Here is a 24,760-nt window from a genome sequence, read left to right as displayed (position 1 = left end):
TTTTCAATATCGATTTCATCTCAATATAAAAACTTATTTCTACTGCAGGTCTTTAGTCTTACAAGAGCCATACCAAGAAACAAAATAATGGAATTAAAGTCAAGTTGTCAGTGTTTACCTGAAACGTTTGTCAAGTTCTTGTGTTTCCAGAACCGAAACGATGGTTTTTCCATCAGGTGTATAGTTAGGTGTTTCGCAAGCAAAAAGCTGATCTATAATAGCACTCATCTCAGCAGAACTAAGCGATTTCCCATAATTCACCGCTGATGCCTTTGCTAAAGCTTTTGCTAAATTCTCACGCACTTTCACCTTAACATCCAATTGATTTACCTTATAGTTCTCCAAAAGATTCTCAAGTAATTCCTTAGGGTCACCATTTTGAATATCAGCTGGCGTTCCGTTGATCACAAATGTTTTCTTTCCAAACTCTCTGATATCAAAACCCAGGGCTTTAACATCCTCAATAATCACCTGTAAAAGCGTATAATCAGAAGCATTAAACTCAATGGTTTGAGGAAAAAGGGTTTGTTGTGCGATCCCTTGATTATTCTCAACTGAATTTCTAAACTTCTCAAATAAAATACGTTCGTGTGCTTTTCGCTGATCAATTATCATTAAACCAGAACGAACAGGTGTTAGAATATATTTATTCTTTAACTGGAAAAAACTCTGTGAATTAGCACTGCTCTCCCTTTGGAAAATCTGCTGCTGTATTTGATTCTGAGGGGCTTCCTTAGGCTGAAAATAATCTGGAATAGGAGGTCGTTTCACCTCTTTTTGTCCGCCAATTGGATAGTCAGGAATCAAATCGGGTTCTCTATCCTGATAGAGTTTATCCCAATCTTTTGGAACTTCTTTCTTCGGACTCGAACTTTGTGAAGGACTCGACTTTGGCTTAAATTCCTGATAAAATTGATTATGCTCTATTGAATTTACCTCTTGTTCGAAAGGGTTGTACGTTTTTTCTCCGGCAAAGGGGTTATAAGTGGTTTCAGCCTCGAATGGATTGAATTCATGATTGACCTTAATCATAGGCATCCCAATCTCACTTGAATCCTGATTGGCAACCGGAATTTCTAAACTGTTATCTTCATCAAAATCGATAGAAGGTACAATATTAAATTTCCCTAGTGCCTCGCGAATCGAAGCTTGAATAATCTGAAAGATTGCCTGTTCATCCTCAAACTTAATTTCTGTTTTGGTTGGATGAATATTAATATCAATAATCTTAGGATCAACTTCAAAAAAGATAAAATATGGGGGTACCGTATCGGGGGGTAATATTTTATCGTATGCCAGTAATACAGCCTTATGAAAATAAGGATGACGCATATAGCGATTGTTCACAAAGAAGAACTGCTCATCAGATTTTCTCTTAGCATTCTTAGGCTTTCCAATAAAACCAGTCAGCTTAACGATACTTGTATTGGTATCGATGCTTATTAATCTGGTATTGATACTACGACCAAAAACATTACTAATTCTTTGGCGTCTATTACTAGGTGTTAAGTTGTAAATCTCAACATCGTTATGAATCAATTGAAACTCGATATCAGGGTTCGATAAGGTGATTCGTTGGAATTCAGTAATAATATTTCGAAGCTCTGTAGAATTTGCTTTAAGAAATTTGCGGCGTGCAGGCACATTAAAGAAAAGATTCTTAACGATAAAATTACTTCCCGACGGGCAAGCGACAGAATCTTGAGAAATTAGTTCAGAACCATCAATCACAAGATGTGTCCCTAACTCGTCTTCTGTTCGTTTCGTTTTAAGCTCAACATTTGCAATAGCTGCAATTGAAGCCAAAGCCTCGCCACGGAAACCCATGGTCCGAATAGCAAATAGATCTTTAGCTGCTTTAATCTTGGATGTGGCATGGCGCTCGAAAGATAATCGAGCATCAGTAGCTGACATACCGCAACCATTATCAATAATTTGGATTAAGGTTTTACCTGCATCCTTTAAGTTTATTTTTATGGAAGTACTTCCCGCATCAATTGCATTTTCGACCAATTCCTTTACGACTGAAGCTGGACGTTGAACCACCTCTCCCGCAGCAATTTGGTTCGCAACTGAATCTGGAAGTATTTGTATAATATCGGACATATAGAATTAAATGTGAGATAAATATTCCTTGTTTCCCCTTATCAAAAGGGAAATAAAACAAAACGAAGCTTCAAAAATAAAGTTTCGTTTCAATTAGCTCGCTACATTTTAAGTATTGAGAGATCCCAACCAAAGATATAGCCAAAAGCTATTATGAGCAAAATCACTAAAATTATGAAGAGACGAATATTCGACTTTTTATTTGAATGTCTTACATCAGCATTCTTATGACGCAGAGAACGTCTCATTTGTCCCTTAATGTTCGGAATATACTGACCGTTATCATCTGTCATTCCCAACTCGGCCTTGATACGATTCTCTCTCTCCTCGCGCTCTTCTTTAGCTGGATCCCAATAGCGAGGTTCAATATTAAACCTTTTATGCTCTGGCTTTTTAAAAAAACCTGGTAATGCCATAATTCCTTGTGTTAATGCTTTTTATATTTTCTTCGATTGTAAGGCAAATATAGCTATAAATACTGAATTTCAGTCTAGAAATACAATTCAGACATGAAGGTATTTATGATATATTAACAAAGTTCTTGTTGCTCAATTCTTTATTTATTTGCGTCTAAAAATCAAGCCGCTTTTTTCAATCTAGCAGACTTTATAAGAGTTTTGCCCCACAGAATCTACAATACTGGTCATCTAAATTATGCCCCTCGGATAAACAGTTTCCACAAACCTTTCCGGATGGTAATGCCTTATTGGGTTTAGATAATTCTGCTGTAACAATTCCTGTAGGCACAGCAATAATTGCATACCCAGCTATCATGACAAAAGAAGCAATGAGCTGACCCAAAGCCGTGCTAGGAGAAATGTCACCATAACCAACTGTTGTGAGGGTAACAATAGCCCAATAAATACCACGTGGGATACTTGTAAAACCATTTTCAGCTCCCTCAATCAAGTACATCAAGGTTCCGATAATCACAACCATAGTAAGCACAGCAAAAAGGAAAACGGAAATTTTTATTCGGCTTTGTTTCAATGCTTTTATAATGATTGCTCCTTCGTTCATATAACGATTAAGCTTAAGAATTCTAAATACTCTTAATAATCGTAGTGCTCTGATAACCATGAAACCATGGGTTCCCACAAAGAAGAGACCCAAATAGCTAGGTAGGATGGATAAGAAATCGATAATTCCATAAAAGCTAAAAATATAGACCTTGGGTTTAGATACAATCCATATTCTCAAACAATACTCCAAACTAAAAATAAGGGTAATGCCCCATTCCAGAAATTTCAATAGAGAGTGATACTTATTCTCGATAGATGGTACACTCTCGAGCATCACCAAAAGAATACTCAAAACAATAACCACAAGTAGTATCAAATCGAAGAGTTTACCCGCTTTGGTGTCAGACTCAAATATAATTTCGTAAAGTTTTGATTTGATTGTCATACTATTGAATGAGTTTATCTGGAAGAAATTTGAAATTGACCCGAAGTTAATTAATTCCAATGATCTTAGCTAAGTCATTAGCTAAAATGCAGTTTACAAAATATGATTTTTCCTTTCATTATTGTTAGTTGCCAATTGTTATTGTAGTTTTGAGAAAAATTGAACCTTATGATTCTTGAAGATATAAAAACTAGCTTTAATGATGCTCACCAAGTACTGGAAGCATTTATTAACAAAGAAGAGAATTTTATTGCCATTGAAAAAGCCGGGGCAGCCATGTCTGATGCTATTAAAAATGGTGGGAAAGTTATTTCTTGTGGAAACGGAGGATCCATGTGTGATGCCATGCATTTCGCAGAAGAACTAACAGGACGATTTAGAAACGATCGTAGAGCGATGCCTGCTGTTGCAATTTCGGATCCAAGTCATATAACCTGCGTGGGTAACGATTATGGATTCGATTACATTTTCTCTCGCTACGTTGAAGGCATGGGACAAAAGGGCGATGTCTTTTTAGGTATCAGTACTTCTGGAAACTCTAAGAACATTATTAATGCGATTAATTCTGCTAAGGAAAAAGGGATGACCATTGTAGGTCTGACTGGAAAAACTGGAGGCGAAATGGCTGAACTTTGTGATGTGGAGATTAGAGTGCCCTGGACGGGTTATTCTGACCGAGTTCAGGAAATTCACATTAAAGTGATTCATTGCCTGATTCAATATATCGAATCGCAATTTTAAAAAGCAAGTCTATAAAATACAAAAGATCCAAACTGTTAAAGCTTGGATCTTTTTTTGAATCAATATTCTTTTCTAGTTATTTCGAATCTCTTTTACACGATCTGCAAAACAAGCATCTTCCTCGATCAACATCAGTCGGGTTACGCCACTGCCGCATTTGGCACATTTTCCTTTCATTAATACCTCATCAGCATCCGTTAAAACCGTAATATGATCGACAACGCCCTGTGGGCAGATATTACGGCAATTTGGGCAAAATACGGTGTGCTTTAATAAATAGTTAAAAGCCTCTTTTTGTTCTCTATTCAATAAATTATCGAATTGCGCACTCGCTAATTCAATTTCCTCGTCTTGTGGCATTTTTTTTGTTTTTATCTTAAATTACTGACTCTGGTTAATAGTTATAAGGGTTCATTTCTCACCATATAATAACTTATATTCTCGTTCTTTAGCCTGCTGCCACCAAGCCTCTGGTCTCACTGTCCAATTCCTATTACAAGTGACTTTCACCACCTTTTTTTCTTCAATCCACTTCATCAGGTAGAAGCGTAAATCCTTTGTTGTTGAGTTGATCAATCGCTTGGTGAGCTCTTCTTTCGAAAGCCCTGCTCCTTCTGTCAAATGACCTCCACCTCCGTTTCCACGGTATGAGTTTAATGCCACTTTATAAGTTTTACCCAAATTAAAAGGCTGACCATTACTCATTTTGATAATGCGAATTCTATTCCCTTTTTCTTTTTTCAAGTCCAGTTCGTAATCTATACCTTCAGCCGAATCGTAATTAAAAAACATGGTGCTTAATCGATTCCCTTTTTCCGAAGATTCGATAAACAACATCGGATCCGTCTTCTTTTGCATTTGTCGAAACCACTTGTCATAACTATATTCTAAAAAATCTTTAATCTCCTGACCACTTAAATTCATAGTGTAGAGTAAGTTCTCGAATCGATAAAGTTTAAACAAATCTCGAACTTCAAGCATTCCCGAATCGATACTCGCATTGAAAGATAAAGGGGCAGTAAATGAAATCTCAGCATCAGCCAAATCAAGTTGGATATTATGAATCAAGTCCACAAATGGAGAATCACCAAACATAGACTCAGACGTTTCAATACTCTTTGTAAATTGGCCAACTGGTCTAGAAACGTAGTTTTTTACCTCAGTAAATGATGAATGGAATCGCTCTTCAAAATCTTTAGAGACTGGCAGAGCTTTAACATCTACCAATTGAGGCTCAAACTTCTTAGTGTAAGTCTTCTTATCTGCATTCAAACGAAAACGAACAGCAACATCTGCTATAAATTGCGCCTTTGATTTTGGGTTTACAATCAATACTTTCTGATTATCGATATTCTCAACCCATTTAATCGTCTCTTGATGATCGTGCCCACAAACAAGCATATCAAAGCCAGATACATTTTTGGCCACTTGCAAGGCTGCATTTTCCTTTACTTCTGATTTATTATCTCCAAGCTCACCCATTCCCGAATGCAACAAACCAATAACCATATCTGGCTGCTCCTTTTCTTTGATTATTGCCATCCACTTTTTCGCAGAATCTTCCAATTCCTCAAAATGCATCCCCGACCAAATTTTCTCTGGTAACCACTTAGGAATAGCTGGAGTTACAAAACCAATAATTACTATTTTAATCCCATCCTTCTCAATTGTTGTATAAGGCTGGAAGTAAGGTGTTCCATCACTCTTTTTAATCGCATTAGCAGCCATCCAAGGAAAAGAAAATTCTTTTGCCAAACGATCGTAAACCTCATGACCTGGTTCTATATCGTGATTCCCAACAGCTCCCGCATTGTAACCCATAAAATTCATAACCTCAGCGCAAATATGCTCTTGCTCGGTCTTTTCAAAATTGGAGTAATACACCATAGGATCTCCCTGCAGAATATCACCATTATCCAACAACAGTACATGTTGATTGGTTTTACCACGCTCTTGGAATATATGAGAATAGGCTTGGGCAAGCGAGCTGCCAGCCTGTCTATCATTTACCAAATCGTATGGAAAAATAGCGCCATGCACATCGGTCGTAGCTAGTATCTTAAAAGTTACTTCATCTTTCCGTTCTGCTTCACAAGCAAATAGAAAAGGTATGATTATCAGGAGGTAAAATGCTAATTTCTTCATATCAAATTGTATTGAATCTCCAAAAATAGAAAAAGGTTTCGGAATACCGAAACCTTTACTCAAACACTAACCATTATCACTTAGTTAAAAAGCTCTATGCATTCTTGCTTTCCCGTTTTCATTGATTTTATGAGGTCTCGATAAGAATAGAACTAACTCATCCTTATCTAATATATTACGAATCTCTTTCTGACTTTTAACTCTTTCTTTAGCCAACTGATTTTGTATAGATGAAATACGATCTAAATTCGAAAAGATTTCGTTTTTATTAGGCTTTTCATCGGTAAACAAATGTTTTTGCTTTAAGCGAAGTTCTTGCATTTCTTCTCTTAAATTCTGGGTCGCTTTTTTATGCTCTAGCTTTAATTTTTTCATCTGCTCTTTTTGCGTTTCAGACAAACCTAAAGCACAGAAAGAATTCACACCCCTCTGATTTCTTCCTTCATCAAAGCATCTTTTATCTCCTTTTTGCATTTGACCTCTTCTACCTTTCATCTGCGGAGTTCGCATATTAGAACAATCAGATCGCATATTTCTATGTATTTGCTGATCCTCATCCAATAATCCAGAAGTCGCTAATCGCATATTAACTCTTTCTTGCATCAATTGCTTTTCTAAAGCCGTCATTTTATCGATATTCTCAAAAACCTTCTTTTCATTTAAATTCTCAGCAGACATTAAAGTTCTTTGATGAGCTTTAAGCTCATTCAATTCATTCTTTACATCAAGGCTTGCTTTAGCAAATTCAACTTTAGCGGCTTTCAATTCTTCCTTCTGATCATCTGTCAATTGAATCATTGTTTTCTGCATTCTTTCGGCTCTTTTTCTTTGTTGTGCCTGAGCTATTCCACTGAAAAACATTAAAGTCATTACGATACATACTGTTATTTTAGTTTTCATATCTTCATTTTTATTAACAGAGGTTCTTCCTTTATAATAGAAGATCAACTGATGTTAAATATTGAATTAATTTATTCTGATTTAAATGAGATTTCATTAATTTGGATCCACTCTCATTTTAAAATCGCTTTCGGGATTTAGACGTACTCCTTTTCGAAAGGTTTAATTTCAAATCAAAAAAAAAGATCCACCCAATGGGTAGATCTTTAAGATATATGAAATTTAAATTTGAATTACTCTTTCATATCAATCACATAATCAATTGTTTTATCCAATTTACTAATAATAGGATAAAAACCTTCATCATCAATTAAATCACGAGCAATATAAGCTTTTACTTGTGTCTCAATTATCTCTAAAGAGCTATTTAGACCTTTCTTATCCGGTTTTACACCGGCATCCTGACAATATTTCGTCAGCTCCTTAATCAGTGGTTTATTCTTTAAGTAAGCCAATATTTCATCAACCTTGGTGAAAGCTTTCATCTCAGCTCGATGCCTATCAACATATTCGAAGGCAAATCGATAAATTAAGCCTTTACGACTTAACTCTCTAAAATAGCTTGAATAGCCTGTTGTATCTACTGGAATAAAAATATCCGGCATAATACCTCCACCACCATACACAATGTTTCCTCCCGGGGTTGTGTATTTTAAAGAATCTGCAAAGTGAATGGAATCTTTCTTTTGGAATTCACCATGTATATATCTCAAATTAATATCGTCATTATAAGCTTCTTTTCCATTAGAATATGATTTTTGAATACAACGACCTGTTGGTGTATAATAACGAGCAACAGTCAGTCGCATAGCAGAACCATCAGGCAACATTCGCTGCTCCTGAACCAAACCTTTACCAAATGATCGGCGACCAATAATCTTACCTCTATCATTATCCTGAATGGCTCCAGCAAAAATCTCACTTGCCGAAGCTGAAAATTCATCAATTAAAATGACAATCGGAAGATCTTGACAATCTCCTCGCCCAGTAGATACATAGTCTGTTTTAGCTTGCGATTTGCCTTCAGTATAAACAATCATCTTACCTTCAGGCAAAAACTCATTAATCATATTTGTAGCCGCAGACATATAGCCCCCAGTATTTCCTCTAAGGTCAACCACTAATTTTTTAACGTCTTCCCCCTTCAATTTTTCTAATCCTTTAGAAAACTCATGAAAAGTTGTAGCTCCAAAACGACTGACTTTGATATAGCCTAACTCATCATTAATCATATAAGCCACATCGACACTAGCAACTGGAATAGAACCACGAATGATATCAAATTCGATCAAATCTTTAACGCCACGACGAGCAATACTGACCTTTACACCTGTTCCCTTTGGACCTTTTAACTTACTCATGATAAAATCGTCCTTCATGTCAGCTCCTACTATTGAAAGACTATCCACTTTCACGATTCTGTCTCCGGCAAGAATTCCACCATGTTCAGAAGGACCTCCCTCTACAACTCTAACAACTGCAACTGTATCCCGATAACGGATGAACTGAACACCAATTCCGCCAAAATTTCCCTTTAAATCTTCGTTGAACCCCTGCAAATCTTTAGCAGAGATATAAACTGTATGAGGATCAAGGTTTTTAAGAATAGCTGGAATAGCTTGTTCAACCAGTCGTTCGGCTGAAACAGTATCCACATAATCCTCAACAATCATATCTAAAACAGCATCTAATTTATGACTTGCAGTTAAAGCGGGTGCATTAAAGATCCTCGTTGTTGAATTGGGTTGAAAAAAAGAATTAATAAACATACCCAGGATAATAGCCATAGCTAATAAAATGGGGAGAAACATCTTCGTTTTATTATTCATCCTATATGGTTTTATAAGTTCTTACTATCTATAAATTTCACCTCTATTCCTGCTCTAATCAAAAGATCCTTTCCATCATTACAGTGATAGGCTTCAGAATAAACAACTCGATTGATTCCTGCTTGAATAATAAGTTTTGCACATTCAATGCAAGGAGTTGCCGTTACATACAAGGTTGCACCCTCGCTACTATTACTCGATTTTGCCACTTTTGTAATTGCATTAGCCTCGGCATGCAATACATAGGGCTTCGTTTTATTATCATCATCTTCGCAGATATTTTCAAAACCCGATGGTGTTCCATTATAGCCATCAGAAATAATCATCTTATCTTTCACTATCAAAGCGCCTACCTGACGACGTTTGCAATAAGAATTTTCAGCCCAAACAATAGCCATTCTCAGATATCTACAATCAAGCTTCTCTTGTTTTTCCAAAAGTTCTGTACTTAAAATCTCCTGCATTTTATTGGTTTATTTAGTAGGTATTAAACAAAAATAGAAAAAAATAAAGCTTACTGAATTTATTAGGCCTCAAGTTTCATATTTATTTCAAAATAGAGATAGAGAAAAGCTATTCGGCAGCACTTATTAGAATCTGATCTTTCATTCTATTAATCATTTTAAAATCATAAGTAAAGTGAAAAATTCACTATTAAAAAAAGGCTGGTTTACTGAATTAATTTCAGCTGATTTTAATTATATTAGCCCATTCGATATTCAAAAAAACATACTTTTTTTAGAACGTAAATCGTCCCCTATATTCTTTTAAATGTGACTCGAATAAGACAAACTAGAGCTAAAACAAAGATTGGGGTTAACATAAAAAATCATTAATATATGCCCAAACATATACTCTTATCATACTCGTTTAAACTCTATACATTTCTTTTCTCGCTCACTCTACTAGCAAACACAGTACAAGCAAGTCAGATTACACCTAACAGTTCAATAATTGTTTCGGCAAATGACTCAAAACTGTGCCTTGGCGAATCTACAATAGTAACACTGAGTACCACTGAAATTGGTGTTCAATATCAACTAAAAGATAATTATTCGGATGTTTTTGTATCCAACACCATTCTTGGAAATAATTTAGAAGCGAGTTTCGAACCCATATCTCCGTCAACTAATTCTAGTTACACCGTTGTAGCCACTCATATTGCCACTTCAGAGTCGATCAACTTGAGTCCAAACATCTTAATCGAGGTTCTTTCATTACCAAAATTAGATTTAAATATTAGCCCTAGCCACAGCTCCCTCTGTGTTGGTGAAAATACAAGCCTTACTATCCACAATAGTGAAGTTGATGTTTTATACCAAATTGCAGGTGGTGCCAATACCAGCGAAGCTTCATTCTCTGGTAATGGATCAAGTCTATTGATCGATAATTTTGAGCCTTTCAGAAGTGCTACTTATCATGTAAATGCCCTAAGAAACGAATGTCAAACGACAGTTCCTTTGACACAAGATTTCCATCTTGATGTTCGACTTCCTCCTGAAACACAATTGCATATTTATTCTGACAAAAGGGTTATATGTGAAGGCGAAAATGTCCTTCTTTCTCTTTCACCATCTGATCCCTCAGCTGATTACCAATTACTTGATGGAGAAAGCAAAATTGGAGAACAAGTCACTGGTAACGGAGGATTTATCGACTTTGGGCTTGTTAGTCCAACACTTACCACAACTTACAGTATTGATGCCAAAGGTCATTTTTGTATTGATCCAATAAGAGTCGATTTTACCTTTAAAGTTGATGTTCATCATCCGGCAAATACAAGTAGACAGTTAATTAGTAATAAAACTGAAGTCTGCGAAGGCGAAGCTCTTATAATCAGTGTTGTTGACAGCCAAGAAGAAGTTATTTATCAACTTCATGATGGAACCAATTTTCTAGATACACAAATCATTGGAAATGGAGGAAAAGCTAGTTTCCCAGAAGTCTACCCTGAGAATAACACCAGCTATTTTGCTTACGCCAGAGAAATGGTTTGTCCTGATAAACTTAAATTGAACAATCAGGTTGACTTGAAATTGGTTAAAACAAATGGTTTCCCGATTGAGAACTTTGCTACTCCAGGAGAAATTTGTCTGGGAGAAGCCCTAGATATTGAATTGCCACTTACAGAAAATAACGTCACCTACCATTTATACGATAAGAATATAAGTGTGGAGAGCATCACAAGTGATGGAGGTCCTGTCGTTTTTGAGAACCTAATTGCAGATATTGATTCTAGATATAAAATATTAATTGATAATTGTGTTGATGAAGTTATTGCAGCAGAACCTAAGTTGGAGATACACTCAACACCCTATATAGACATTATCACAACAGATGAAATCAATGGATCTGACGGGAAAGTAAATGTTCTTGTAAATGGAGGAAAAGCACCATATACCTATATTTTCGAAAACTATAAAACATTAATTAGCGATGACCACTATATTGAACTTAGCGATATGAAAGCGGGTGATTATAAATTGGCAGTGGTTGATGCTAATTCATGCAAATCGACATCTCTTGGACATGAATTCAGAATTGATTTTAGTAACTCGAAAGACTATGCCATAAATGGAATTTTAACACCCAATGGTGATGGGAGGAATGATAACTGGACAATTAGCTACAAAACCGAATGGGATGCTCCCGAGGTTAGCATATTTAATATATATGGTCAGGAGGTTTATCATTCTCACAGTTACCAAAACGATTGGCAAGGTACTTTTAATAGTTCTCGACTTCCGAATGGATCCTATTTTTATCTCATAGAATTCCATAGAAATGATATCGCACCCATAAAAGGGATTCTATCAATCCTCGGTAAATAAGACTAAGACAAAAGTTTAAATAAATTGATCTAACCACACGCCCTCATCTATGAGAAAACGCTATACCACACTCACACTCTTCCGATTTTTATCGATTAGCATTGTGTTATTATCTTGTTTCTTATTTAAAGTTCAAGCTCAACAAGTATCTCTTGTAGATCAGTACTATATCAATCCATCTGTTTATAATCCTGCCGCGGTTGGCTATAATAACTTATTTCAGGCTTATCTAATTAGAAACGAAAAATTTAGAGATTTCGATGGTGGGCAGATCTTTCACGCTTTCACTCTTGATGCTGGATTAAAAGAAGGGAAATATGGTGTCGGAATTAACCTTTCCAATAACAATGTCGGCATTTTCAATAATACACAGGCTGATTTTGCTTATTCCTACCGAATTAAAATTGATGATAAGCAATTTCTACGTTTAGGTCTATCAGCAGGCATTTCAGATTTCCGTTTAAATTTAAACAAGACAAATGCAGATATGAACGATGATTTACTCCAAGGAAATCATTATAACAATACAGAGTTTGTAGCAAATATTGGAGCTTATTATACCAATGAGAAACTGACCATTGGCTTAGCTATCCCACAGCTGATTAATCAATCGAACCTAACTAAATACGATGGTGAGGACTTGTACAGACAATCTCGTCATTTCCTTTTATCAGGAAGTTATGAAATTCCTATTACTCACATAAAAGATCTGTCTTTTATACCAAATTTCATGATGCGATTTGTTAGAAATACGCCATTACAATACGACGTAAATGCACTACTTAAACTAAAAGATAAAGGTTGGTTTGCAGTTAATTATAAAAATAAATATGCCATCGGTCTTAATATTGGGGTAAATGCGCTAAAGAACTTTAAAGTGGGTTATTCCTATAATGTAAACACGCAAAATACAGCACATATAGCTGCAAGTAATCATGAGTTCCTAATTGGTTATTCATTCCGTAAATCAACACCCAAAGTAAAGAATAATCAATTAGACGAATTAAACTATTTGAAAGATATTCTTGAAGATAAATACAATAAAATCAATCAACTGGAGAAGGAACTAGAGAAGTATGCCGAGGATAGTCGAATGAATGATCAGGATAGAGATGGCATTGTAGATAGTGAAGATATGTGTCCCAACACACCACCTTTCTATAGAGTTGATGAAAGAGGTTGTTCTCTAGACACCGATGGGGATGGCATTGTAGACAGTGAAGACATGTGCCCGGAAAAGCCAGGTAGTTTCACCAATAATGGTTGTCCTGAACTCAATGAGAAACGTATTGCTCTGGATAAAAAACTAGAAAATTTATTTTTTGAATTTGGGAAAGCGAGTTTAACTGATTTGTCGAAAGAAAAAGCGGATGCTATTATAGTAATCATGAAAGAACATCAGGATTACGTTCTAAAACTGCATGGACATACCGATGATATAGGTTCGGCCAAACTCAACAGAGAACTTGCCTATAAACGTCTCAACACCATACATGATTATCTCATTCAGAATATTATTCCTGAGAGTCGAATTATTATTCTTCCTCATGGTGAAAATTCTCCTTTAGTTGAAAACACAAATGAAAAGAGCCGTGCCTTCAACCGAAGAGTTTACTTGGAAATCTATTCTTATGAGTAAACCTATCAGACGCAGATAAAATATGATTTTGTACGATTAAACAAAATCGTGAAAAATCTGCCTTAATCAGCGGTTGATTTTATTTTAAAATTTCAAGCAAATCAGCTTCGAGACTCACCTTAGGTGTTTCAATAATTCGGCCTAACTCCTTCTCTCCCTTATAAACAATAAGGGTTGGAACCAATGTCACATCAATGGCCTTGATATCTATTCCGGGTGCTTGTTTGTTGGTGTCCATTGCATACAAGTCCAGATCTGACATTGGAAAATTCATTGCCTCCAACAACTTTATCAGACGTGGCACTTGTTGGTGGCTATCGTGGCACCATGTTCCCAAAACAAGGGTCATTTTAAGTCCTGAGAGGCCAGTTCCCATTAGATCCGACAGTATCTCTTCATCAATTTCATAAGCTTTGAATTCAGGCTTAAACCAATTAGCACAAAGTGTGTCATTCAAACCATCAAGCGTCACTCTTCCAAATAAAATAGAACGTTCAATACGATCATCAAGTTTAGTTTGATTGATTTTTTGTGTCATAGCAGTTAAAGAAATTAAGCTTAAAGCCAGAACTATTATTTGTGTCTTCATAATTAATAAATCTTAGTCATTAATCAGGCAGCAAGGTAAGTAATTTCCACAAAAAAAACCTGCCAGAGAACTGACAGGTTTGAACACTCAGATTAATACAGATTATTTAATTTCATCAGCATTAATATATTCTAAATTCGTTATAGATGTTCCTTCATATTTATGTCCTTCATCAATCTCTATATAGCTTTCTGTTATTTTTGTTGGATAATTAAATGAATTGTACTCATATGAATAAGTAATTTTAAAATCACCACCTTCTTCATCTACTCTTACTGGATTATTTTTAGAATACAAACATGGAAGCATCATTCTGATATAATCTATCGATTCTTTAGTATCGTAAGTTAGATGGTTCACCACCTCATCAGGTATAGAATCATCCGTTTTGTCGACATAAGTGTTTGTTGCTGTGACTACATTGTTATTTCCCCTAGTAATTAGAATAACTGCTGATTCCTCCTCACTATTTCTTTCCATTTTATAAGCAAAACCATCACTGTCTAAAGTCAGAACCATAGTATTATCGTCATCAATACTCGTAATCGTAATTTTATCTGAGACGTAGCTTATACGGACATTATTATCAACAACATTATCAAATATTTCATCAACAAACTCATAAGCTTCTGTGTCAACAATAATGTTTTTATATTCAATTAAACGATTTTGATCATCATAATTCAATACTGACTCAAATTTCTTCTTTCCGTCTTCAAAGAAATCAACCTGTTTTAAACGAATCTTATCTTCTACTCTCTCATAAGAATAAACATTTTTATAATCATCACGTGTTACTTCAGAAACATAAACGGGATGATTAGTCTCAATAAGTTTTGTATCTGAATCGTCATTTTTATCACAAGAAACAGAGGTGAATGTTATTGTTAGGGCAGCCAGCCAGAACACTAATGTAGATTTTCTTATCATTTTTTTCTTTTTATAGTTAATTATAAAACAAAACTAAGGAAAAATAACAATTAACAATAAGTATTCGTTATAATTTGTATTAAACTTGATCATATCGGACTAAAAGAAAGGTTATGCTTCAACATAACTCCATAAAAAAACCTGTCAGAAAACTGACAGGTTTTAATATAGTAAATCGAGAGTTTATTACTCCTGATTGTTTTCGATAAGAAGTTCCAACATTTGGATAGCACATCTTGATACTTTGGTACCAGGACCAAATACACCAACAACACCTGCCTCGTATAGGAAATCGTAATCCTGAGCTGGAATAACACCACCCGCAGTAACCATGATATCCTCACGACCCAATTTCTTCAATTCTGCAATTACAGAAGGAACCAAAGTTTTGTGACCTGCAGCCAATGAAGAAACACCAACAATGTGTACATCATTTTCAACAGCTTGCTTCGCAGTTTCCTCAGGAGTTTGGAACAAAGGTCCCATATCCACGTCGAATCCTATATCAGCAAAACCAGTAGCAACAACTTTACCTCCACGGTCGTGACCGTCTTGACCCATTTTCGCAACCATGATACGAGGACGACGTCCTGCTAATTCTGCAAATTTGTCGGCTAACTTTGTTGCTTCAGCAAAGTCAGCATCTTGTTTTGATTCTGATGAATACACGCCTGATACGGTTCTAATTACAGCTTTATATCTTCCACATACTTCTTCGCAAGCGTCAGAAATCTCACCTAATGAAGCTCTTAGTTGAGCCGCTTTAACAGCAAGATCTAACAGGTTACCTTCACCACCGTTTGCACAAGCAGTAATGGCTTTAAGAGCAGCATCAACAGCTTTTTGGTCACGGTTAGCACGTAGTTTTTTCAATCTCTCAATTTGAGCAATACGTACAGCCGTGTTGTCTACTTCAAGAATATCCAATGGATCTTCTTTCTCTAGGCGGTATTTGTTGGTACCTACAATAGTTTGAGTATTAGCATCAATCTTAGCCTGAGTACGAGCTGCAGCCTCTTCGATACGAAGTTTAGGAATACCAGACTCAATAGCTTTAGCCATACCACCTAATTTCTCAACTTCTTCGATATGAGCCCAAGCCTTTTCTACTAGTTCTTGAGTTAATGACTCAACGTAGTATGAACCCGCCCAAGGATCTACCGCTTTACAGATAGTCGTTTCATCCTGAATATAGATCTGAGTATTACGAGCAATACGCGCAGAAAAGTCAGTTGGCAAAGCAATCGCCTCGTCCAATGCATTTGTATGCAATGATTGAGTGTGACCCAATGCAGCAGCCATAGCTTCAATACAAGTACGTCCAACATTGTTGAAAGGATCCTGCTCCGTTAATGACCAACCTGAAGTTTGCGAGTGAGTACGCAATGCCATCGACTTAGGATTCTTAGGATTAAATTGTCCTACAATCTTAGACCAAAGTAAACGACCAGCACGCATCTTAGCAATCTCCATGAAATGATTCATACCGATAGCCCAGAAGAAAGACAAACGAGGTGCGAATGTATCAACATCCATACCAGCAGCTACACCTTTTTTAAGGTACTCTAAACCATCAGCAAGCGTATAAGCCAACTCGATATCAGCGGTAGCACCTGCTTCTTGCATGTGGTAACCTGAGATAGAAATAGAGTTGAACTTAGGCATCTTTTGTGAAGTAAATTCAAAGATGTCTGCAATAATTTTCATTGAGAAATCTGGTGGGTAGATGTAAGTATTACGCACCATGAATTCCTTAAGGATATCATTCTGGATAGTACCAGAAAGTTGATCCAATCGAGCACCTTGCTCTAAACCAGCAACAATGTAGAAAGCCAATACAGGAAGTACTGCACCATTCATTGTCATTGATACTGACATCTCATCTAATGGAATTTGATCGAAAAGGATCTCCATATCTAAGATAGAGTCGATAGCTACACCAGCTTTACCCACATCACCTACCACACGAGCATGATCTGAATCGTATCCACGGTGAGTAGCCAAGTCGAATGCTACCGAAAGACCTTTCTGTCCAGCAGCTAGGTTACGACGATAAAATGCATTTGATTCTTCAGCAGTAGAGAAACCTGCATACTGACGAACTGTCCATGGACGCAAAGGGTACATCGCTGAATAAGGTCCACGTAGGAATGGAGGTAAACCAGAAACATAGTTAAGGTGCTCCATACCTTCTAAATCTTCCTTGTTAAAAGCTGTTTTAACTGGAATTTGCTCAGGTGTCATCCAAGATTTTTCGATGCCGTTTTCCTTTTCCCATTCCTGAGAAGTAGCAGCAGCTCTTGAAGATGACTTGATATTTATATCTTTAAAATTTGGCTTCATTTCTTTTTCTTTTTAACCTGTACTTACGTAACATGTTACGTATTTACTAAATTCCTAACTCGGCTTGGTATGCTTTTAAAGTTTCAAGAACGTTAGATTTCACGTTAACGAAGTTCTCAACACCCTTAGCTTTCAATTCATCAGCACATGCTGGAGCACCTGCTACAACAAGAATTGCTTTTCCTTTAAGTGCTTCGAAAAGCTCAGGAGCGATAGTTGCGTACTCATCATCAGAGCTACAAATCACAACAATCTTAGCATTCTTTTCTGTTACGAATTTCACGCCTTCTTCCACTGATGTAAAACCATTGTGGTCTTCAACATCGAATCCAGCACAAGCGAAGAAGTTACATGCAAACTGTGCACGAGCCTTACGCATATTCAAGTTACCAATAGGGAACATCATCACTTTAGGACGACCATTTTCCTTAGCGTAAATATCAGTCTTATTACGAAGAGCTTCGAAAGCTTGAGCACCACGATATGGCTTCAATGTTTCGCACACTGCATCTGCAGCAGTTTTATCTTCTGGTGTAAGAACTGAATCCGGAATTGTTTCAAGAACTTCACCGAAGTTAGGGAACTGATTGGTTCCTAAGAAATTCTCTCTACGAGTCGCAATAGCTAAATCTCTTTGCTGAGCAGTAGCTTTAATTGTATCCTGAACGAATCCAGCTTTGAAAGCAGCAAGGTAACCACCTTTGTCTTCAACAGCTAAGAACAATTTCCAAGCCTCATCAGCAATCGATTCAGTTAATGACTCAATATAGTATGAACCTGCAGCAGGGTCAGCAATCTTACCCAAGTGCGATTCTTCTTTCAATAATAATTGTTGGTTACGAGCGATTCTCTCTGAAAATTCAGTTGCTTGTTCGTAAGTTGAGTTGAAAGGATTTACTGTGTATGAATCCAATCCCCCCAATACAGCAGACATTGTTTCAGTTTGTGTACGCAACATGTTTACATATGGATCGTAAACTGATTTGTTCCAGTTAGAAGTCTCTCCGTGTACATACATTTTACAAACCGCTTCGTTTGACGCACCAAATGCCTTAACGATGTTAGCCCAAAGCATACGCCCAGCTCTTAGCTTAGCAATTTCCATGAAATACTTAGAGCTCGTTGCAAAGTTGAATCCAATTTTAGGAGCAACCTCGTCAACTGAAAGACCAGCATCAATCATTCTGCCTAGGTACTCAGCACCTGATGCTAAAGAGAAACCTAATTCTTCAACAATTGAAGATCCAGAATTATTGAACAAACTACCTGTTACTGCAATAACTTTGTAGTTAGGAAGAGCTTTTGATGCTTCGATAGCTTCTTTCACATAAGCGAAAGCGCTTTCTTCAGACTGACAATAGTTACCTACTGTGCTAAATCCTGAAATAACATCGATAGCAACACCACCTTTAACTTTATCTAAAGCAATACCCTTTTCAGTAGCAAGTGCTTGTAAGTTTTGAAGTAGTTCCACAGAAGAATGTGATTTTGCGAAGTTAATTTCAACACAATCCATATAGATACCTTCTAACAAAGTAGCTAATTCTTCTTTGTTGATTGATTTCCAGTTAAGAACGAATCCAACTGAATCGATACCTTTGTTTAAGATATCAAGTGCCTTTGCATTGGCAACTTTTACATCTTCAACAATAATATCCTGGCGAACCAACCAATCATTGTTATCCTTTTTATTACCACGAACATATGGGAAGTCTCCAGGATAAGTATTCATGAAGGCTTTATCATCCATATTCTCCAGTCTGTAGAAAGGCTGCACATTGAATCCTTCATTAGTTCTCCAAACTAACTTTTTATCAAAGTCAGCCCCTTTAAGGTCTTTAGTGATTTTGTCAATCCACTCTTGAGTTGATTGAGGAGCAAAGTCACTAAAAAGTTTATTATCTGCCATAACTGTAACTGTTAATGTAACTGTTTTAAAATTAGAGCCTAAAAATAAGGCCTTTTTATCATTTAGGGAATGAAAATTTTGATGTTTTGCATCATACTTTACAATTAAGAATTATAAATGATGAATTATAAAAGAACTTCAAGGGAATAACCTTTTTCTCTTGAAATCAGAGCCGTGAATTACTAACAGTTAGGCAACGATATCTTCTTGTCAAATTCATAATTTTGAATTCACAACTCATAATTAGCAATAATAGGTGCATGATCTGAAGCCTCCATCCAATCTTGAATCGTTACTCCTGAACCAGAAACAAAGTTTTTATTCGTGAATAAATAATCTGTTTTGCGGTTCCAAAAGCCATTTTTATCCGTTGTGTGAGTAAAATATTTCAAATTATCATTGGAATATTCACCCAAACAGATAGCTGATTCATAATTTTCATAATAAGGACTCATCCAATCCATTTCTGCACTGTAATTATCCGCATCGTAATCGGCATTTTCACAAACAGAATCATCAAAATTCTGTGTTTGCTTGGTATTAGGAGGCAAAGCATTAAAATCTCCTGCCAAAATAAATGGCAATCCTTGAGAGTTTAAAGAATCAGCATAATGCTTAATAATTTCAAGCTGCTGTTTCTTCGTATTGTCCTTGGCATAAGCAGATGCATGTGTATTGAGTAAATTCAGTTCCCCGTCTGAATGTTTCAAGTTTGCATGTAAAAGATTACGCTTTAAATAAAAATATCTTACAATAAAATTCTGTTCACTTATTAATGGTAAAGCAATTCTTTTAGCACCAGTAAGCTGCCACTTGCATAGAATCGCATTCCCTGAATCCATTTTACCTATACCATCGCTTGGAATATGCTTTGCTTTCCATTGCGAAGCATAGACACCATGATTCAGGGCCGTATGATCCAATAAAAACTGAACCTGATTCATAAAAGTTGATCGCTTAGAGTTAATATCCACCTCTTGTAAAAAAAGAATATCCGGATTTACCTCCCGAATCTTCTCAGCCAATAGGTTCATATTCTGTTCGACCTCCTCTTTTTCCATAATCACCCTATCCCCATGGCAATCGAAAAAGAAATCAATTCGTCCACCACCAAACTTCACATTCCAGGTCATCACTTTTAACGTATCAGGATAAGATACTTCTTCAGGTTCTGCAGCTTCAAAACAACTCACCTCATCCCCTATCTTGGTTCCAAATGGATCGCATGAAAACAGAATTAAACTGTTGAATAGTATTGAAATAAAACGAAGTACCCTCATAATAATTGGAGCTAAATAATGTTCAATCAGTGATGAATAATTATCAATTACTAATTGTTAATCGATAATTTTTTCAAGCTCTTCGGCGGGAACTGCAAAAATAGCTTTGTGCTTATTCACAATAATAGGGCGCTGAATCAACTCTGGCGACTCTAATAAAATCTTAATCCACTCATCGTGATTAAAAATTTTGTCCTTATAATCAGTCTTATATAATTTTTCGTGAGTTCGAACAATCTCCTGAGGTTCCTTGTTCATTCGCTTCAAGACATCTTCCATTTCATCAACCGTGTAAGGTTCTTTCAAATACAAACGAATTTCTGGTTTAAGTCCTTTTTCTTCAAGATAAGCAAGTGCTGCACGTGATTTCGAACAGCGTGGGTTGTGGTAAATTTTAAGCATTCTATAAAATAATTTTAGATCTCAAATATGGGATTATCGATTTATGATTTAACGCAAAAGCTAATTGGCCCAGCGAATAACAAAGTTAGGTATAAAGTTTTGCTTGAGAAATAAATACTTTGGGGTCATTAGTAATTAAGAAACTTCATTCATATAATCAAACGAAATCCAAATTATTCATTTCACGTAATAAAATTCACACTCCAATCAAGTAAACATACCATTCAATAAACAAGCATCAAAACTGGCTGAAAAATATTTATTATAATGTAATTTCGAGCCATATTATTTATCGTAACAATAATTTTATTCGCATAAACATTGACAAAATTATAAATAAAACCAACATTCAAATGATCAAAGCAATGAGATTAAAACACCTTATCCCCTTACTCTTTTTATTAATAGGATTATACTCTTGTGAAGATGATTCTAAGATTAAAGCTCCAGATTCTAATGAAGTAACTGGTGAATCTACAACAATTTTCCTTGGCAGTTATCCAGATTATTTAGAAGGTAAAACATTATGGGTTTTACTAAAGAATGACGGCGAGCTTATTCGTCAATATAAACATATCCTCGAAAAAGACACTAAAATAAATGTACCTCTTGAAGATGAAGAATGTCTAATATATGTTTTTGTTCCTAAAGATGAAAAATGGTTACCCTGGGAAAAAATTAATTCCACTTTAGGTTATGGAAGTAAAGGAACTTTTTCAACAACAGCCCAAGAACGTACAATAACAGATTGGACCAACCCTAATGCAAATTATTACAATGAGGTTTTAAGTCTTACGACTCCTGAAATCGAAACAATCAATTCTTTTGTAAAAACTGATTTATTAAGATTTAAACTTGACTTCACCTCAAATATTAGCGAGACTGTCATAAGTACCAAAGTTATTATAGACGGTAATACTATTGAGCATTCTACATTCTACAATAAAGGCTTTGCAACATTATTAATTCCTACAGAAAATATGGATGCAGGAGTAGATCACAAAATGATGATCGAAATTTCTAATGATAAAGGGTATAGTAAAAGCATAGAAGAAGATTTAACCTTTTCCCTTATAGAGCTTGAGAACACTCTTTCAATTAATTTAAAGAATTTTCCTTCAGAAAAGTCTTCATATGTTCTAGTGGAAACCGTAGATGGAAAAAACTATCATAAATTTATATTCAAAGCTGACGCTAACTCCACAATTAAAGTTCCTTGTGATTCCAAAATCATTACTTGTAGTATAAATGTTATTGAAAATTTAGAATACACTTGCAATCTATCTACAGAACCCATATTTACCGCCAATGGTAACAATATGTCAATTGACGAAAATTATACCATTGCAAACTGGGAAGACAAAAACACCTCTCTTGTTCCTAGATTATATGGATCTATCAATGAATTTGAAAATTTCAATTCTCTTATAAAGGGAGATTTATTGAAATTAATTCCTGATTATGAAGCTAATTTAGATAATAGTTCTATTAAAAATAAAGTATTCTTTATCGATGATGAAACAGTAGAATTCTACCAACCTAATGCAGAATCTAATGCAACATTTATTGAAACAAATAAGCTAAAAAAAGGTCCTCACAAACTAAAATTAGAAATAACTGATAATCTAGGAAATAAAGCTATAGATGAAGTAACTTTTAATTTAAAAGAATTAGAAAAAACTTGCACTGTGAGTCTCAATAACTTCCCTGTAGAGAAATCTAAATTTGTTATTGTTAGAACAAATGAAAATCAGATTTATACATTCAAAGCAGAAGAAAGATCGAAGATTGAGATTCCTTGTAATTCCAATCTATCTGAGGTATCACTTTATATCAACGAAAATTTCGATACTAACCCCGAAGAAAACTCATTGAATGAAGTCGTTTATATAGCCAAAGGTTATAACCTTAATACAACAGAAGAATATACCATCAATAACTGGGAAGACCTTACAACTACCGTTATGAAAGCAAATGACATTAGCGTTAGTGGTATCTTGACAGATTATTACGTCGGTGACTTTATTTCTGGTCAAGTTACCATGAATATACCTTTTGGTACAGAACCTAAAATAACATTCTCAATCAACGACAAGGTTATTCCAACTATGGCTGACACCATAAACGAAATCTTAATAAATACAATTGATTTAAATGAAGGAGTTTCTGAGTTTAAAGTATTAGTTGAAAGTATTGGAACAGAACCATTCGAATTTAAAAAGAAGATTAGAATAAGTACTAATGGTACGCCACAAAGATATAGTGTTGAAAACTCGCATATCAAACTAACTGCTCCATATAATGGAACGATAGTCAATGGAGCTCTTGAATCAAATTTTTCAATAAATACCGATATAAGTTTATATAACCTTAAACTTTATATTGGCGATACTGAAATTCACACTTTTAACATTCCCGAACCTTCCAATTCCTTCGATCTTACCCCTTATAACGCAAATTTAAACTATGGGTGGAATACAATTCGAATCGTAGGAGAAACTGTTGATCTAAAAACATATACTTATTATTCGAATATTTTTGTTAAATACATCTTCTTTAATGGTCTTACCGGCTTAACTGATCATTATGCCATCGGTGATATTATTTCTGGGAAAATTAATGTTGAGTATCCAGAAGAAATGATTCCAACTATTTCTTATAAAATTGATGGAACAACAGAACAATCGAAATCTGAAGTAGATGACGAAATACTCTTCAACACACTTAGCCTTAAAGAAGGTGACTACAAGCTTATTGTAGAAATTAAAGGTGATAATTCTGAAGTGATCCGAGACACAGCAGAGTTTTCCATCAATAAAAATACACCAAACCCTAACACAACACAAAACACAAAAATCAACCTGACGAATCCTAAAAATGGAACTACGATCAATGGTGATTTAGATCAGGATCTTATTATCACAGCATCAACTTCATTAAAATCTTTAGTTGTATATAATAACGGTGTGGAACTTCACGAATTCTCAAATCTTCAATCAAACAACACCTTCACTCTAAACCCTTATAAAGAAGATTTAAAAGCAGGAAATAATGAACTTAAAATTATTGGTATTGATTGGGATGATAATACTTACACTTATTTATCAAATATAAATATCAAATATATTTATTTAAACTCTGTTTCCGGAATATCAGACAGTTATAATATTGGAGAAATCATTTCGGGAAAACTTAATCTTTCGCATCCGGAAGATATGAATATTAGTATTGATTTTAAAGTTGATGGGTTAGCTTACACCAATAGAGCTACTTCCAATAATGAATTCTTGTTTAATACTATTGAATGGGAAGAAGGAGAACACGAAATTAGTTTTAAAGTTGTAGCTAAAAATAACGAGATAATTGCCGATACAATTTCAATTAATATAGGCGATGAAGCACCTTCTTCAACAACGAACCAGTCATCAGAAATCGAAATTAAAAATCCTACAAATGGAACGTCTTTTAGCAAATCGTCTAATATTGAGGTGATCATTGATTCAAACGTAACATTAAGCACTCTCGTTGTAAAATGCCAAGGTGTTTTAATTGAAAACATAGCATCGCCAGTCTCAAGTAATACCATCAATTTTAAACCTTCTGAAAATGATTTAAAAACTGGTTGGTCTGAGCTAGAAGCCATGGCTACCGATGAGGAAGGCCATAAACATATTTTCATATCAAACATTAAAATAACCGAAGAATAATT

The 24,760-nt window shown here is 35.4% G+C and carries 18 protein-coding genes; 4 read left to right on the top strand and 14 right to left on the bottom strand.

The window, feature by feature from the left end; translation table 11 throughout:
* Nucleotides 1-114: 114 nt before the first annotated feature.
* From mutL to DWB61_RS01020, 3 genes are all read right to left on the bottom strand, one after another.
* On the bottom strand, nucleotides 115-2,106 hold the full coding sequence (mutL, locus tag DWB61_RS01030) for a DNA mismatch repair endonuclease MutL (RefSeq protein WP_125029022.1): 1,992 nt from the start codon (nucleotides 2,104-2,106) through the stop codon (nucleotides 115-117).
* A gap of 101 nt (nucleotides 2,107-2,207) precedes the next feature.
* A complete protein-coding gene (locus tag DWB61_RS01025; RefSeq protein ID WP_125029020.1) occupies nucleotides 2,208-2,522 on the bottom strand; it encodes a hypothetical protein in 315 nt (104 codons plus the stop codon).
* Between the two features lie 190 nt (nucleotides 2,523-2,712).
* A complete protein-coding gene (locus DWB61_RS01020) occupies nucleotides 2,713-3,513 on the bottom strand; it encodes an ion transporter (protein WP_125029019.1) in 801 nt (266 codons plus the stop codon).
* Between the two features lie 168 nt (nucleotides 3,514-3,681).
* On the opposite strand from DWB61_RS01020, the gene lpcA reads away from it, so the two are divergent.
* Nucleotides 3,682-4,254 (top strand): D-sedoheptulose 7-phosphate isomerase, encoded by a 573-nt coding sequence (gene lpcA, locus DWB61_RS01015; RefSeq protein ID WP_125029017.1) that lies wholly within the window; start codon nucleotides 3,682-3,684, stop codon nucleotides 4,252-4,254.
* A gap of 72 nt (nucleotides 4,255-4,326) precedes the next feature.
* On the opposite strand, the gene DWB61_RS01010 is transcribed toward lpcA, so the two are convergent.
* The 5 genes from DWB61_RS01010 to DWB61_RS00990 form a co-directional block, all read right to left on the bottom strand.
* Nucleotides 4,327-4,614, bottom strand: coding sequence for a hypothetical protein (locus tag DWB61_RS01010; RefSeq protein WP_125029016.1), 288 nt, complete (start codon nucleotides 4,612-4,614; stop codon nucleotides 4,327-4,329).
* Between the two features lie 51 nt (nucleotides 4,615-4,665).
* Nucleotides 4,666-6,399, bottom strand: coding sequence for a bifunctional metallophosphatase/5'-nucleotidase (locus DWB61_RS01005; protein WP_125029015.1), 1,734 nt, complete (start codon nucleotides 6,397-6,399; stop codon nucleotides 4,666-4,668).
* Nucleotides 6,400-6,483: 84 nt separating this feature from the next.
* Entirely contained in the window at nucleotides 6,484-7,299 is an 816-nt protein-coding gene (locus DWB61_RS01000) for a Spy/CpxP family protein refolding chaperone (RefSeq protein WP_125029013.1), read from the bottom strand.
* 233 nt (nucleotides 7,300-7,532) lie between these two features.
* On the bottom strand, nucleotides 7,533-9,128 hold the full coding sequence (locus DWB61_RS00995; protein WP_125029012.1) for a S41 family peptidase: 1,596 nt from the start codon (nucleotides 9,126-9,128) through the stop codon (nucleotides 7,533-7,535).
* An 11-nt stretch (nucleotides 9,129-9,139) separates the two neighbouring features.
* Nucleotides 9,140-9,592 (bottom strand): deoxycytidylate deaminase, encoded by a 453-nt coding sequence (locus DWB61_RS00990; protein WP_125029010.1) that lies wholly within the window; start codon nucleotides 9,590-9,592, stop codon nucleotides 9,140-9,142.
* A 375-nt stretch (nucleotides 9,593-9,967) separates the two neighbouring features.
* On the opposite strand from DWB61_RS00990, the gene DWB61_RS00985 reads away from it, so the two are divergent.
* Both DWB61_RS00985 and DWB61_RS00980 read left to right on the top strand, forming a co-directional pair.
* A complete protein-coding gene (locus DWB61_RS00985) occupies nucleotides 9,968-11,959 on the top strand; it encodes a gliding motility-associated C-terminal domain-containing protein (RefSeq protein ID WP_125029009.1) in 1,992 nt (663 codons plus the stop codon).
* Nucleotides 11,960-12,008: 49 nt separating this feature from the next.
* On the top strand, nucleotides 12,009-13,598 hold the full coding sequence (locus DWB61_RS00980; protein WP_125029007.1) for a PorP/SprF family type IX secretion system membrane protein: 1,590 nt from the start codon (nucleotides 12,009-12,011) through the stop codon (nucleotides 13,596-13,598).
* A 79-nt stretch (nucleotides 13,599-13,677) separates the two neighbouring features.
* On the opposite strand, the gene DWB61_RS00975 is transcribed toward DWB61_RS00980, so the two are convergent.
* The 6 genes from DWB61_RS00975 to arsC all read right to left on the bottom strand — a co-directional run bounded on the left by DWB61_RS00975 (nucleotide 13,678) and on the right by arsC (nucleotide 21,051).
* Nucleotides 13,678-14,187, bottom strand: a complete 510-nt coding sequence (locus DWB61_RS00975; RefSeq protein WP_125029005.1) for a thioredoxin family protein — start codon at nucleotides 14,185-14,187, stop codon at nucleotides 13,678-13,680.
* 102 nt (nucleotides 14,188-14,289) lie between these two features.
* Nucleotides 14,290-15,117: a hypothetical protein gene (locus DWB61_RS00970; RefSeq protein WP_125029003.1), complete on the bottom strand. Its 828-nt coding sequence runs from the start codon at nucleotides 15,115-15,117 to the stop codon at nucleotides 14,290-14,292.
* Nucleotides 15,118-15,303: 186 nt separating this feature from the next.
* Nucleotides 15,304-17,460 (bottom strand): methylmalonyl-CoA mutase, encoded by a 2,157-nt coding sequence (gene scpA / locus DWB61_RS00965; RefSeq protein WP_125029001.1) that lies wholly within the window; start codon nucleotides 17,458-17,460, stop codon nucleotides 15,304-15,306.
* A gap of 46 nt (nucleotides 17,461-17,506) precedes the next feature.
* On the bottom strand, nucleotides 17,507-19,369 hold the full coding sequence (locus tag DWB61_RS00960) for a methylmalonyl-CoA mutase family protein (protein ID WP_125028999.1): 1,863 nt from the start codon (nucleotides 19,367-19,369) through the stop codon (nucleotides 17,507-17,509).
* A gap of 230 nt (nucleotides 19,370-19,599) precedes the next feature.
* Nucleotides 19,600-20,649, bottom strand: coding sequence for an endonuclease/exonuclease/phosphatase family protein (locus tag DWB61_RS00955; RefSeq protein ID WP_125028997.1), 1,050 nt, complete (start codon nucleotides 20,647-20,649; stop codon nucleotides 19,600-19,602).
* 57 nt (nucleotides 20,650-20,706) lie between these two features.
* Nucleotides 20,707-21,051, bottom strand: coding sequence for an arsenate reductase (glutaredoxin) (arsC, locus tag DWB61_RS00950; protein ID WP_125028996.1), 345 nt, complete (start codon nucleotides 21,049-21,051; stop codon nucleotides 20,707-20,709).
* Between the two features lie 365 nt (nucleotides 21,052-21,416).
* On the opposite strand from arsC, the gene DWB61_RS00945 reads away from it, so the two are divergent.
* Nucleotides 21,417-24,758: a hypothetical protein gene (locus DWB61_RS00945; RefSeq protein ID WP_125028994.1), complete on the top strand. Its 3,342-nt coding sequence runs from the start codon at nucleotides 21,417-21,419 to the stop codon at nucleotides 24,756-24,758.
* Nucleotides 24,759-24,760: the final 2 nt, after the last annotated feature.

The sequence above is a fragment of the Ancylomarina euxina genome (genome assembly GCF_003863355.1).
Lineage (GTDB): Bacteria > Bacteroidota > Bacteroidia > Bacteroidales > Marinifilaceae > Ancylomarina > Ancylomarina euxinus.
Note: the sequence above shows the minus strand (reverse complement) of the source record. Positions and strands in the feature narration are given on the sequence as shown.

What these genes read in the sequence shown, in the direction of transcription:
- mutL (WP_125029022.1), bottom strand. Translation starts at nt 2,106, where the DNA reads ATGTCCGATATTATACAAATACTTCCAGATTCAGTTGCGAACCAAATT.
- DWB61_RS01025 (WP_125029020.1), bottom strand. Translation starts at nt 2,522, where the DNA reads ATGGCATTACCAGGTTTTTTTAAAAAGCCAGAGCATAAAAGGTTTAAT.
- DWB61_RS01020 (WP_125029019.1), bottom strand. Translation starts at nt 3,513, where the DNA reads ATGACAATCAAATCAAAACTTTACGAAATTATATTTGAGTCTGACACC.
- lpcA (WP_125029017.1), top strand. Translation starts at nt 3,682, where the DNA reads ATGATTCTTGAAGATATAAAAACTAGCTTTAATGATGCTCACCAAGTA.
- DWB61_RS01010 (WP_125029016.1), bottom strand. Translation starts at nt 4,614, where the DNA reads ATGCCACAAGACGAGGAAATTGAATTAGCGAGTGCGCAATTCGATAAT.
- DWB61_RS01005 (WP_125029015.1), bottom strand. Translation starts at nt 6,399, where the DNA reads ATGAAGAAATTAGCATTTTACCTCCTGATAATCATACCTTTTCTATTT.
- DWB61_RS01000 (WP_125029013.1), bottom strand. Translation starts at nt 7,299, where the DNA reads ATGAAAACTAAAATAACAGTATGTATCGTAATGACTTTAATGTTTTTC.
- DWB61_RS00995 (WP_125029012.1), bottom strand. Translation starts at nt 9,128, where the DNA reads ATGAATAATAAAACGAAGATGTTTCTCCCCATTTTATTAGCTATGGCT.
- DWB61_RS00990 (WP_125029010.1), bottom strand. Translation starts at nt 9,592, where the DNA reads ATGCAGGAGATTTTAAGTACAGAACTTTTGGAAAAACAAGAGAAGCTT.
- DWB61_RS00985 (WP_125029009.1), top strand. Translation starts at nt 9,968, where the DNA reads ATGCCCAAACATATACTCTTATCATACTCGTTTAAACTCTATACATTT.
- DWB61_RS00980 (WP_125029007.1), top strand. Translation starts at nt 12,009, where the DNA reads ATGAGAAAACGCTATACCACACTCACACTCTTCCGATTTTTATCGATT.
- DWB61_RS00975 (WP_125029005.1), bottom strand. Translation starts at nt 14,187, where the DNA reads ATGAAGACACAAATAATAGTTCTGGCTTTAAGCTTAATTTCTTTAACT.
- DWB61_RS00970 (WP_125029003.1), bottom strand. Translation starts at nt 15,117, where the DNA reads ATGATAAGAAAATCTACATTAGTGTTCTGGCTGGCTGCCCTAACAATA.
- scpA (WP_125029001.1), bottom strand. Translation starts at nt 17,460, where the DNA reads ATGAAGCCAAATTTTAAAGATATAAATATCAAGTCATCTTCAAGAGCT.
- DWB61_RS00960 (WP_125028999.1), bottom strand. Translation starts at nt 19,369, where the DNA reads ATGGCAGATAATAAACTTTTTAGTGACTTTGCTCCTCAATCAACTCAA.
- DWB61_RS00955 (WP_125028997.1), bottom strand. Translation starts at nt 20,649, where the DNA reads ATGAGGGTACTTCGTTTTATTTCAATACTATTCAACAGTTTAATTCTG.
- arsC (WP_125028996.1), bottom strand. Translation starts at nt 21,051, where the DNA reads ATGCTTAAAATTTACCACAACCCACGCTGTTCGAAATCACGTGCAGCA.
- DWB61_RS00945 (WP_125028994.1), top strand. Translation starts at nt 21,417, where the DNA reads ATGAGATTAAAACACCTTATCCCCTTACTCTTTTTATTAATAGGATTA.